An 11,380-nucleotide genomic window follows, 5' to 3' on the forward strand; every position below is an offset into this window, starting at 1 on the left:
CCCCCCGTGGTCACATGAAACGCATCAGGAAAACACTAGCTCCTTTTCAAACCCCCCGCATTCATGCGTAGGGGTAACACCCGGCTGTCAGGAAATCATCCTTTCAGGTGGACTTTGGCGAACTTGCGCTTGCCAACTTGCAGCACAAACGTGCCCACTGGCAGCTTGAGTCCCTTGTCGCTAACAGCTGCGCCGTCGACCTTCACGCCCCCTTGCTCGATCATGCGAATGGCCTCACTGGTGGAAGGCACCAGGCCGGCCTGCTTGAGCAGCGCACCGATTCCCAGCCCCTCAGCAGGCAGGGCGATGGTGACCTCGGGCAGGTCATCCGGGATCCCACCACGTGCGCGATTCATGAAGTCTGCCAGCGCCGCTTCAGCCGCCTGCGCACTGTGGAAGCGCGCCACGATTTCCTGTCCCAGCAGAACCTTGGCATCGCGTGGATTGCGACCCGACTCACACTCGGCCTTCAGTTTGGCGATCTCGTCCATCGGGCGGAAGCTCAGCAAGGTGAAGTACTTCCACATCAGGTCGTCGCTGATGCTCATCAGCTTGGCAAACATCGAGTTCGGCGCCTCACTGATCCCGACGTAGTTGTTCTTGGACTTGGACATTTTCTCGACGCCATCCAAGCCCTCCAGCAAGGGCATGGTCAGGATGCATTGCGCCTCCTGGCCGTACTCGGTCTGCAGATGACGCCCCATCAGCAAGTTGAACTTCTGATCGGTTCCGCCCAATTCCAGATCCGACTTCAGGGCCACCGAGTCATAGCCTTGCATCAAGGGATACAGGAACTCGTGCACGCTGATCGAGGTGCCTGCATGGAAGCGGTCATGGAAGTCGTTGCGCTCCATCATCCGCGCCACGGTATAGCGACTGGCCAGCTGAATCATGCCGCGCGCGCCCAAGGCATCGCACCATTCGCTGTTGTAGCGAATTTCGGTACGGGCCGGATCCAGCACGAGGCTGGCCTGCTTGTAGTAGGTCTCGGCATTGACCTTGACTTGCTCGGGCGTCAAGGGTGGACGGGTGGTGTTGCGGCCAGACGGGTCACCAATCAAGGACGTGAAGTCCCCGATCAGGAAGATGACCTGATGCCCCAGATCCTGCAGTTGACGCAGTTTGTTGAGCACCACGGTATGACCCAGGTGAATGTCAGGCGCAGTCGGATCCAGGCCGAGCTTGATGCGCAGCGGCACGCCCGTTGCTTCAGAACGCGCCAGCTTGCGAACCCATTCGTTCTCAGGCAAGAGTTCGTCGACACCACGCTGGGTAACAGCCAGAGCCTCCTTTACACGGTCGGTTACAGGAAATTCGGGCTGGGTTGCGGCGGTTTTTTCGGATTGAGACATATCTGACCAGCTGGTGAAAATCATGCCTGACACCCCCCTTCGTGGGGGCTATACTTGGCAGATTGTGGGTGTCCACAGGCGTGAGCCTTGGCTTCGTCTGAGGGCAGATTTTAGGGGAGAGCCTTCTCCCCGCCACCGGATCAGATGGGAAATCAAGTTTTGACCTCATTCAAGTTGTTCAAGGCCGGGCAGTTTTCTCCGCTGTCGGCAGCGATCTCGGTGGCCACAACCGTTCAATCTTTCGCTCACCGTCACCCCCGCCGCGTCAGTGCTGCGGTACTGACGGTGCTGGCCGGCTCAGCTGTGACCGCCTTCGGTGTGTCAGACCTGGGCGCTCTGCCGCAAGGCCCTGCGCCCGTCGTCACACAAATCACCGAGACGATTGAGTCCAGCCAACTTGCCGAGCACGTTCAGGCTGTGGACAGCCAGTCTCTGACGCTGTACCGCAGTGAACTCACGCGGCCAGCAGACACCGTCGACAGCCTGCTGAAGCGCCTGGGTGTGGACGATGCCGACGCCGCCCAGTTCATCCGCCATGACGCGGTGGCCGCCAACTTGTTGAAGGGGCGCACCGGCAAAGCCATCAAGGCCTTGGTCGAAGACGGCCGCTTGCGCGAACTGGTCGTGCGCGGCCCAGCTGGCGATGGCGACAACGAAACGCACTTCACCCGCTTGACCATCGAGCGCACCGCCAACGGCTTCACCGCCCGTCAGCAGATCGTGCCACTGGAAGTGCGTCAACAGTTGGTGTCCGGCACGATCCAATCGTCGCTGTTTGCCGCAGCCGATGACGCCGGCATGCCCGATGCCGTGACCACGCAAGTTGCCGAGATTTTTGGTAGCGACATCGACTTCCGCCGCGAACTGCGCAAGGGCGATACGTTCTCCGCGCTCTACGAAGCCCACACCGCCGATGGTGAGCCCATCACTTGGGGGCACGCGTCCGGCAAAGTGCTGGCGGCGCGCTTCATCAACAAGGGCGAAACGCACGACGCCGTCTGGTATCAGGAATCCGGCCGTAAAGGTGCCTACTTTGATCTGACCGGCAAGTCCAAGACGCGTGCGTTCTTGGCGTCGCCTTTGGCCTTCTCGCGTGTAACCTCGGGCTTTGCCATGCGCTTCCACCCGATCCAGAAAACCTGGAAGGCTCACTTGGGCGTGGACTTTGGCGCCCCGACCGGCACCCCCGTGCGCAGCGTGGGGAATGGCGTGGTGAGTTTCGCCGGCGTTCAAAACGGCTACGGCAACGTGGTTCAGATTCAGCACAACGGGGACCGCACCACGGTGTACGCCCACTTGAGCCGCATTGATGTGCGCCGCGGTCAGCGCATTGACCAGGGCGACCGCATTGGTGCGGTTGGCGCCACGGGCTGGGCCACCGGCCCGCACCTGCACTTCGAGTTCAAGGTCAATGGCAAGCAGATCGACCCGATGGTCATTGCCCGCGCCTCGGAAAGCCTGCAACTGTCGCCACAGTCCTTGGGTGCCTTCAAGAAGGTGGCCACCACCGTGGCCCAGCGCCTCAACCAGGCATCCGACTGGCACACCGCCGGCGCGCAAACGGGCCCTCGCTTCGAATGAAGCCGGACCTGCTCCCCTCAGCCCGCGCCAGCGGGCTTTTTTCTGAGCTGTACATCGGCTTGATGTCGGGCACCTCGCTGGATGGGGTCGATGGGGTGATCGCGCGCGCCACACCTCACGGCTGGGAAACCGTGGCCCACCAGCACCACCCCTTCCCCGCCGCATTGCGCGACAGCCTGATGGCGCTGAACACACCCGGCACGGATGAGTTGCATCGCAGCGCCCTGGCCGCGCAAGCGTTGGCACGCGTGTACGCCGAAGTGGTCGACGCGCTGCTGACCAGTAGCAGCCTGCCCGCGAGCGCCATCCAGGCGATTGGTGCGCACGGGCAAACGGTACGTCACCGCCCGGAGCTCGGCTACACCTTGCAGATCAACCAGCCCGCCCTGCTGGCCGAACTGACGGGCATCGATGTGGTGGCGGATTTTCGCAGCCGTGACGTGGCTGCCGGCGGCCAAGGCGCCCCCTTGGTCCCCGCCTTCCATCAAGCGGTGTTCGCCCACCCTGAACACACCGTGGTCGCCTTGAATGTGGGCGGCATGGCCAACCTGAGCATCCTGCGTCCAGGGCATGCCCCATTGGGCTTCGACTGCGGCCCCGGCAATGCCCTGCTCGACCTCTGGTGCCAACGACACACCGGGCTGGCCTATGACGCCAATGGCATCTGGGGGGCAAGCGGTCAGGTTCACGCCGAGGCGCTGCAAACAGGGTTGCAAGACCCCTTCTTTCTGCAAGCGCCGCCCAAAAGCACCGGGCGAGATCTGTTCAATCCGGACTGGCTGGCGCGCTGGCTGGCCACATGGCCGCAGGCCGCGTCACCGGAAGATGTGCAAGCCACGCTGTGCGAGCTGACCGCACGCAGCTCCGCAGAGGCCATCCAGCAACATGCGCCAGAAGCCAAGGAAGTGATTGTGTGCGGGGGAGGCGCCCTCAACGGCGACCTGATGCGCCGACTGGCCAGACACCTCACGGGCGCCAAGGTGCTGCGCTCCGACGAGCGAGGGCTGAACGTCATGCAGGTCGAGGCTGCCGCGTTTGCATGGCTGGCCTGGACCCATGTTCAACGGCTGGCTGGCAATGTGCCCGCCGTCACGGGCGCCGCAGGACCACGCGTCCTGGGTGCCCTGTATCCGGCTCGCTGAACCCGCCGCCGGACAATCTCAAGCCTGTTTAGACCGAGAAGCTCGAACCACAACCACAGGTGGTGGTGGCATTGGGGTTGCGGATCACAAACTGCGCGCCTTCCAGATCGTCCTTGTAGTCGATCTCGGCACCCACCAGGTATTGCAGGCTCATGGCGTCGATCAGCAGGGTCACGCCGTTCTTTTCCATCTTCGTGTCGTCGTCGTTGGCAACTTCATCGAAGGTGAAACCGTATTGGAAGCCCGAGCAACCGCCCCCCTGCACGAACACGCGCAGCTTCAGGTCAGGATTGCCCTCTTCGGCCACCAGTTCAGCCACTTTGCCCGCCGCCGCATCGGTGAAGATGATGGGAGCAGGCATGTCGGAAGCAAAGGTATCGGCGGCTTGGTCAGCAACGGCGCTCATGGGTATCTCCGTGGGGAATTCAATCGGTCTTGTACAGCCCGAATCATGACACGGCCGAGCCCGACCTTGCCATGAACACGGGCATTCATCGGTACATCAGGGCAACACCGGCACGCCGGTCAAGCCCAGGTGCTCATCGAGGCCACACATCAGGTTCATGCACTGCACAGCCTGACCCGATGCGCCCTTGGTGAGGTTGTCCTCCACCACCAGCACCATGACGGTGTCGGGCAAAGGACGGTGCACGGCGATGCGCACGGTGTTCGAGGCACGCACCGAGCGGGTTTCCGGGGCGCTGCCAGCCGGCAGCACATCCACAAAGCGCTCGCCACGGTAAGCCTCTTCAAACACAGCCTGCAGATCAGCAGCCTGACCGGCACTGTTCAGGCGGGCATAGAGCGTGGAATGAATGCCGCGGATGATGGGCAACAAATGGGGCACAAACAAGCAGTTGACGCTGCTATCGCCCGCAATGGCGCGCAACTGCTGGTTGATTTCGGGACCATGACGGTGCCCCTTCACGCCATAGGCCTTGAAGTTGTCCGCCGCCTCGGGCAGCAGTGTGTGGACTTCAGCCTTGCGACCCGCCCCCGACACGCCGGACGCACAGTTGGCGATCAGACCCGTGGTCTCGATCAGCTTGTTCTTGAGCAGTGGTGCAAAACCCAACTGCACCGAGGTGGGGTAGCAGCCCGGATTGCCGATCACACGCGCACGCTTGATGGCCTCGCGGTTGATTTCAGGCAGGCCGTACACGGCCTCGGACAAGATGTCCGGGCAGGTGTGCGCCATGCCGTACCACTTCTCGAACTCGGCGGTGTCTTGCAGGCGGAAGTCAGCTGCCAGGTCGATCACCTTGACGCCTGCCGCCAGCAACTCGCGGGCCTGCGCCATCGCGACGCCGTGGGGCGTGGCAAAGAACACCACATCGCATTCCGTCAGCTTGGCGTCATCTGGCGTCACAAACGCCAGGTTCACGTGTCCGCGCAAGCTGGGATACATATCAGCCACCGGCATGCCAGCCTCTTTGCGCGAGGTGATGGCCTGGATCTGGACTTGCGGGTGCTGAGACAGCAAACGCAAAAGCTCCACACCGGTGTAGCCAGTTCCGCCGACGATGCCGACCTTGATCATGAGGTGTCCTTTTGGAAAATCAGGAAGGTATAAAGAATAAACCCGCCCGAGGCGCGGGCCTGGGGCGGGGTACTGGAAACCGATTGTTTGACACAACCGGTCCAGGAAGTTCGATCAGCGCTTGCTGAACTGCTTACGACGACGAGCGCCGTGCAGACCGACCTTCTTACGTTCGACTTCACGAGCATCGCGAGTCACGAAGCCTGCGCGGCTCAGTTCGGACTTCAGCGTTGCATCGTAGTCGATCAGAGCACGGGTCACGCCGTGACGCACAGCGCCAGCTTGACCGGATTCGCCACCGCCATGGACGTTGACCTTGATGTCGAAAGCTTCGACATTGTTGGTCAGCACCAGAGGCTGCTTGACGACCATGATCGAGGTCTGACGGCCGAAATATTGCTCAACGGGCTTGCCGTTGACGATGATTTGGCCAGTGCCCTTCTTGATGAAGACGCGGGCGACGGACGACTTGCGACGGCCGGTGCCATAGTTCCAGTTACCAATCATGTGGCCGCTCCTTAGATTTCCAGGGCCTTGGGCTGCTGGGCGGTGTGCGGATGCTCACTACCTGCGTAGACCTTCAGCTTCTTGATCATGGCGTAGCCCAGAGGACCCTTGGGCAGCATGCCCTTGACGGCCTTCTCGATGGCGCGGCCAGGATGCTTGGCTTGCATGTCCTTGAACTTCGTGGCGTAGATGCCGCCAGGGAAGCCAGAGTGACGGTAGTAGATCTTGTCGGTGGCCTTGGTGCCGGTGACGCGGATCTTGTCGGCGTTGACGATGACGATGTAGTCGCCGGTGTCCACGTGAGGCGTATAAATGGCCTTGTGCTTGCCGCGCAGACGGAGTGCCACTTCGCTGGCGACACGTCCGAGCACCTTATCGGTGGCGTCGATCACAAACCACTCGTGCGTCACTTCTGCCGGCTTGGCGCTGAAGGTCTTCATGAGATTTCCTAAGTAAAAAACTGGCTGACTGTCACCATTGGCACCTCTTCTTGGAAATTGGAGGCCTCTCAAGCAACGAGCCACGGGCGCAAAAAAGTTCAGCGCACCCGCAATCGCAAGCCACATCAGCACCGGCACACGCCAACACCAACGCAACCCTCCCGGCAGCCATGTCGGGAATCGTGCATTCTAGCTGGAATTTCATCAAACCCGCAAGAGCCCTGACGTACGGCAACCCCATCGGTCTTAACGCAGCACAAAAAAAGACCAGAATTGGACTATCAAGCACCAACTTGAAGCATTAATCGCCTTGCGACAGGCACAATATTCGCCTAGCATCCGGGTTAACCCTGACCATGTTGCGATGCAGCATGCCGATGCCACAGAGGTGTCTGGGCAAGAAAGGGGTCGACATGACCGCCACAAAACCATCAGAAGAGTTGGATCGCTTTGGCTTAGGCCCACAAGGGGGCATGGTTACCCATGCGCGACCACGTCTGCCCGACGGCTGGATCCCGATCCGCGACTTGCATGCACGCCATCGCAAGCGCATCCTTGATCATTTGCTGCAACTCGACGAGCACGACCGCTATCTGCGCTTTGGCTTCCAGGCCACCACGCAGCAAATGACCCAGTACGTCGCCTCCATTGACTTCAAGCGTGACGAGGTCTTTGGCATCTTTGACAAGCACCTGCATCTGGTTGCGGTGGCGCACTTGGCGGCCATGCCCGAAAAACAGGCGGGCAGCGTGGATTCCACGCATCGCGGGCGCGCCATGGAGTTTGGCGTGTCCGTTCTGCCAGCAGGACGAGGCAAAGGCTTGGGGCTGCGCCTGTTCATGCACGCCATCACCCACGCGCGCAACCAGCACGCCAGCCACCTGATGATCCATGCGTTGAGCGAAAACGCGCCCATGCTGCGCATCGCAACCAAGGCGGGTGCCACGCTGGAATACGACGACGGGCAAGACGCTGAAGCGTGGCTGAAGCTGCCCCCTGACACCATGAAAACCCACCTCAACAGCTCGCTGCAATCGCTGGCGGCCGAGGTGATTTATCGGGTGAAGTACCGCGCCATCCACATCAGCGATTGGTTGCGGATGCTGATGTCCACCAACTGACCCAGCCCCTCAAGCAACAAAGCCACGGCCTTGACGGCACGTGGCTTTGTTTTGGGGTGAACGCGCCGCGCGCGCCCACTCCCCCCGCTCAGACGGCGGCCGTCATGAGCAGTTGATTGACACGGCGCACATAAGCCGCCGGATCTTCGAGCTGACCACCTTCGGCCAGCAAGGCCTGATCAAACAGGATGTGCGCCAGATCGTCAAAGTGCGCGCTGGCTTCCAGCTTCTTGACCAGCGCGTGCTCCGGATTGACCTCCAGCACAGGTTTGACTTCAGGAGCCGACTGCCCCGCCTGCTTAAGCAGGCGAGCCAGGTGTGCACTCATGTCGCCCGACTCGGTCACCAGACAAGCCGGCGAGTCGACCAGACGAGTGGTCACACGCACCTCTTTGGCACGCTCACCCAGCGCAGTCTTCAAGCGCTCCAGCACGGGCTTGAAGGTTGCTGCGGCTTCCTCGGCCTTCTTTTTCTCTTCTTCGTCCTGCAGCTTGCCCAGGTCAACCGCCCCCTTGGTGACGTTTTGCAGCGGCTTGTCTTCGAAGTCATACAGGTGAGACAGCAGCCACTCATCGACCCGGTCGGTCAGCAGCAGCACCTCGATGCCCTTCTTCTTGAAGACTTCCAGCTGCGGGCTGTTCTTGGCCGCCGCCAGACTGTCAGCCGTGATGACATAGATGGCGTCCTGACCGTCCTTCATGCGCGACACGTAGTCCGCCAGTGACACGGTTTGCTCGCCCGACTCGTCATGCGTGGAGGCGAAGCGGTACAGCCTGGCCAAGCGCTCGCGGTTGGCAAAATCTTCACCAATGCCCTCTTTCAGCACCGAGCCGAATTCTTGCCAGAACGCCGCATATTGCTCGCGCTTGGCTTGGTCTTCGTTGTTCGCCAGGTCTTCGAGCATGCTCAGCACGCGCTTGGTGCAACCCTCGCGAATGGCCTTGACGTCGCGGCTTTCCTGCAGAATTTCGCGACTCACGTTGAGCGGCAAGTCGGCCGAGTCGATCACACCCTTGACGAAGCGCAGGTAGTTCGGCAACAACGCTTCGGCGTCGTCCATGATGAACACGCGCTTGACGTAGAGCTTCAAGCCCCCCTTCTTGTCGCGGTTCCACAGGTCATAAGGTGCTTTTTGGGGCACATACAGCAGCTGCGTGTACTCGCTGCGGCCTTCCACGCGGTTGTGGGTGTGGGTCAGCGGGTCTTCGCTGTCGTGACTGATCTGCTTGTAAAACTCGTTGTACTGTTCGGGCGTGATGTCGCTCTTGGCGCGGGTCCACAGGGCCGCCGCCTTGTTGACGGTCTCCCACTCGTTTTGAGCGACGTATTCACCCTTGTCTTTGTCCCACTCCTCTTTTTGCATGAGGATGGGCAGCGAGATGTGATCCGAGTACTTGCCAATGATGCTGCGCAGCTTCCAGGCCGCCAGGTACTCGTCTTCGCCGTCACGCAGGTGCAGGATGATGTCGGTGCCGCGGGTGGGCTTGGTGATGGCATCGACATCAAAGTCGCCCGTGCCCTCGCTGACCCAGCGCACGCCCTCTTCAGCCGGCAAGCCGGCGCGGCGCGATTCCACGGTGATCTTGTCGGCCACGATGTAGCCGCTGTAGAAGCCCACACCGAACTGACCAATCAGTTGCGCGTCTTTTTGTTGATCGCCGGACAGGCGCCCCATGAACTCCTTGGTCCCGGACTTCGCGATGGTGCCCAGGTGATCAATGGCTTCCTGGGCGCTCATGCCGATGCCGTTGTCACGGATGGTGAGCGTGCGGTTGGCCTTGTCGACCAGGATGCGCACCTCCAGATTCGGCGAGTCTTCATAGAGGGCGCTGTTGTCGAGCGCCTCGAAGCGCAGCTTGTCGCAGGCATCAGACGCGTTGGAGATCAACTCACGCAGGAAGATCTCTTTGTTGGAATACAGCGCGTGGGTCACCAGGTGCAGCAGCTGCTTGACCTCGGCCTGGAAGGAATGAGTTTGCTTTGTCATGGCGTGTTCTGAAGCAACAAAGGGGTTGCGAAACCAATGCGAACCTCATGTGGCGACGCCCGCGTTGTTTTCAAGAGCGCGCGTTTTGCAGATTTTTTGCGACACCTCTTGCGCACCTCTCATTTTTCGGCATATACTTTCAGTCTCGTTGGCGCTTTAGCTCAGCCGGTTAGAGCGACGGAATCATAATCCGCAGGTCCGGGGTTCGAATCCCTGAAGCGCCACCAGAATTTCCCTAAGCGTGACAACGACTTAGACAACAAAGCCACCCTCGCGGTGGCTTTTTGCTTTGCGGTCCATGTGTTACTTGTAGGCAATCTGTAGGCAACTTGCCTGAATGCGGACGCGTACCGTCACTATGCAGGCAGCACCTTGAGATGACGCATCACCCCGGCGCAGTGGCCCGTCAGGGGGAGCACGGTGCGCCCACCAACTCCCGGCGCAGGGCGTCGGCGCGTTGGTAGGCATCCACACTGGTGCAGGGCACCACGATGCACCGGTCCGCCACAGCCTCGGCAATGGTCAAGGCATCGCGCACCAAGCGACTCAGGACGGCGGCATAGTCGCTCATCTGTTCGGTGTCCAGGGCTTCGCATTGGGTGCGAGCATTCGCGGCAGCAGTGCCCAGCACACCCAGCATGGCGCGAGCTTGGTTCAGGTGCTGACACAGTGCATCGGTATCCGGGCTGGTGGGGGTGTCGTTGGCGGCTTGGTAGCTGTGCATGGTCGTGTGTCCTTGGGTTGACTGTTGACGGTCTGGACTGTGCCACTGCCCCCCACGTACAACCTAACGCCAGCCCGTAAACCTGAAAGGTGCGTAAGCCTAATGCGATGGGTTGTGCGCCGCTGCACAAACTCTGCGCGGGCTGTCGTGTTGCCACTTGCCAGCGGCGCAGGGGACGGGCTGGGGCTGGCGGCACCGGGCACCGGGCACTGGGCACTGAGCCGCTGGGCCCAGGCTGTGTGACGCTGCGCACGGTGCGCAGGGGCTGGGCTGGGTGCGGGTGACGGGCTGCAAAAGGCGTCTGGGCCCCTGACGCTCAGCACTGACGCAGGGGGGCGGAGAGCCGTCGTGATCGGGAGAATTGCAAAATCTGAAACTTAATTAGATTCCAAGTGCCCCCTGTTTGGTCAGTGTGTATGGTTCAACCCTGGAGGTGTGAGCTGTCCAACAGCGCCCGAAATCTCCATTGCAAAAGCCGATGCTCACCTGTTCGTTTTTCCTCGGACACCAGCGCACGCAACATGGTGCCGATACCTGCGACATCACACCCTCCCGGCAGACCTGAGTGTGTGACCAAAAATAGGGACCAAAAAGCACCGCGCCCATAGCCTTACCCCCTCTCTTTAGAGAGGGGTAGGAAGGCGGGTTTTGGTCATATTTTTTGGTCAAACACGATGCCCACTTTTTTGAAAACTTGAGGCAACAAAAAGCCGGGTGTAATGCCCGGCTGTAGGGATGGTGAGGTGTGCCGCTATGCTGGATTTGTCACCAGCCCTTGCTGGGTGTTCACCAGTCCGCGGGCCGACCATGCTTTCTGCACCCCCGAGTTCGACACCAAATGCTGTATGAAGCGCCCCGGGTTTCGCGGAGGCCAGTTGGTTTAAGTCAGGCGGTCACGGCCTGACCAGCGTGTTGTTGGTGGTAGTTTGCCTCGAACTCGGCTGGCGGGACATTGCCCAGCGGCCCCATCAATCGATGGTGATTGA

Annotated in this window: 10 protein-coding genes and 1 tRNA gene; 4 read left to right on the forward strand and 7 right to left on the reverse strand. The window is 60.8% G+C overall.

Annotated features, from left to right (window positions below; translation table 11 throughout):
- Positions 1-95: 95 nt before the first annotated feature.
- Positions 96-1,352: a tyrosine--tRNA ligase gene (gene tyrS / locus ACMV18_RS11220; RefSeq protein ID WP_420817913.1), complete on the reverse strand. Its 1,257-nt coding sequence runs from the start codon at positions 1,350-1,352 to the stop codon at positions 96-98.
- Positions 1,353-1,511: 159 nt separating this feature from the next.
- On the opposite strand from tyrS, the gene ACMV18_RS11225 reads away from it, so the two are divergent.
- Together ACMV18_RS11225 and ACMV18_RS11230 are read left to right on the forward strand one after the other, a co-directional pair.
- Positions 1,512-2,933, forward strand: coding sequence for a peptidoglycan DD-metalloendopeptidase family protein (locus ACMV18_RS11225; protein WP_420817914.1), 1,422 nt, complete (start codon positions 1,512-1,514; stop codon positions 2,931-2,933).
- A complete protein-coding gene (locus tag ACMV18_RS11230) occupies positions 2,930-4,075 on the forward strand; it encodes an anhydro-N-acetylmuramic acid kinase (RefSeq protein ID WP_420817915.1) in 1,146 nt (381 codons plus the stop codon). The genes ACMV18_RS11225 and ACMV18_RS11230 overlap by 4 nt, the downstream gene beginning before the upstream one ends.
- A 28-nt stretch (positions 4,076-4,103) precedes the next feature.
- On the opposite strand, the gene erpA is transcribed toward ACMV18_RS11230, so the two are convergent.
- The 4 genes from erpA to rplM form a co-directional block, all read right to left on the reverse strand.
- A complete protein-coding gene (gene erpA / locus ACMV18_RS11235) occupies positions 4,104-4,481 on the reverse strand; it encodes an iron-sulfur cluster insertion protein ErpA (RefSeq protein ID WP_420817916.1) in 378 nt (125 codons plus the stop codon).
- Positions 4,482-4,577: 96 nt separating this feature from the next.
- Entirely contained in the window at positions 4,578-5,615 is a 1,038-nt protein-coding gene (gene argC / locus ACMV18_RS11240) for an N-acetyl-gamma-glutamyl-phosphate reductase (protein ID WP_420817917.1), read from the reverse strand.
- A gap of 114 nt (positions 5,616-5,729) precedes the next feature.
- Positions 5,730-6,122 (reverse strand): 30S ribosomal protein S9, encoded by a 393-nt coding sequence (gene rpsI / locus ACMV18_RS11245; RefSeq protein WP_374255922.1) that lies wholly within the window; start codon positions 6,120-6,122, stop codon positions 5,730-5,732.
- Between the two features lie 11 nt (positions 6,123-6,133).
- A complete protein-coding gene (gene rplM, locus ACMV18_RS11250) occupies positions 6,134-6,562 on the reverse strand; it encodes a 50S ribosomal protein L13 (protein ID WP_374255921.1) in 429 nt (142 codons plus the stop codon).
- 413 nt (positions 6,563-6,975) lie between these two features.
- Between rplM and ACMV18_RS11255 the strand changes: the two genes are divergently transcribed.
- Positions 6,976-7,683 (forward strand): GNAT family N-acetyltransferase, encoded by a 708-nt coding sequence (locus ACMV18_RS11255; RefSeq protein ID WP_374255920.1) that lies wholly within the window; start codon positions 6,976-6,978, stop codon positions 7,681-7,683.
- An 88-nt stretch (positions 7,684-7,771) separates the two neighbouring features.
- Here ACMV18_RS11255 and htpG read toward each other — a convergent pair whose 3' ends face one another.
- The gene (gene htpG / locus ACMV18_RS11260; RefSeq protein WP_420817919.1) at positions 7,772-9,670 is read right to left on the reverse strand and encodes a molecular chaperone HtpG; all 1,899 of its coding nucleotides are present in this window, start codon (positions 9,668-9,670) and stop codon (positions 7,772-7,774) included.
- Between the two features lie 150 nt (positions 9,671-9,820).
- Between htpG and ACMV18_RS11265 the strand changes: the two genes are divergently transcribed.
- A tRNA-Met gene (locus ACMV18_RS11265) sits at positions 9,821-9,897 on the forward strand.
- Positions 9,898-10,076: 179 nt separating this feature from the next.
- Here ACMV18_RS11265 and ACMV18_RS11270 read toward each other — a convergent pair.
- Positions 10,077-10,394, reverse strand: a complete 318-nt coding sequence (locus ACMV18_RS11270; protein WP_420817920.1) for a hypothetical protein — start codon at positions 10,392-10,394, stop codon at positions 10,077-10,079.
- Positions 10,395-11,380: the final 986 nt, after the last annotated feature.

Origin of the sequence: Aquabacterium sp. (genome assembly GCF_048860245.1) — a bacterium.
Lineage (GTDB): Bacteria > Pseudomonadota > Gammaproteobacteria > Burkholderiales > Burkholderiaceae_C > Aquabacterium.

Bases quoted from the DNA above. Each gene is read 5' to 3' on its own strand.
- tyrS (WP_420817913.1), bottom strand. From the start codon at position 1,352: ATGTCTCAATCCGAAAAAACCGCCGCAACCCAGCCCGAATTTCCTGTA.
- ACMV18_RS11230 (WP_420817915.1), top strand. From the start codon at position 2,930: ATGAAGCCGGACCTGCTCCCCTCAGCCCGCGCCAGCGGGCTTTTTTCT.
- erpA (WP_420817916.1), bottom strand. From the start codon at position 4,481: ATGAGCGCCGTTGCTGACCAAGCCGCCGATACCTTTGCTTCCGACATG.
- argC (WP_420817917.1), bottom strand. From the start codon at position 5,615: ATGATCAAGGTCGGCATCGTCGGCGGAACTGGCTACACCGGTGTGGAG.
- rpsI (WP_374255922.1), bottom strand. From the start codon at position 6,122: ATGATTGGTAACTGGAACTATGGCACCGGCCGTCGCAAGTCGTCCGTC.
- rplM (WP_374255921.1), bottom strand. From the start codon at position 6,562: ATGAAGACCTTCAGCGCCAAGCCGGCAGAAGTGACGCACGAGTGGTTT.
- ACMV18_RS11255 (WP_374255920.1), top strand. From the start codon at position 6,976: ATGACCGCCACAAAACCATCAGAAGAGTTGGATCGCTTTGGCTTAGGC.
- htpG (WP_420817919.1), bottom strand. From the start codon at position 9,670: ATGACAAAGCAAACTCATTCCTTCCAGGCCGAGGTCAAGCAGCTGCTG.
- ACMV18_RS11270 (WP_420817920.1), bottom strand. From the start codon at position 10,394: ATGCACAGCTACCAAGCCGCCAACGACACCCCCACCAGCCCGGATACC.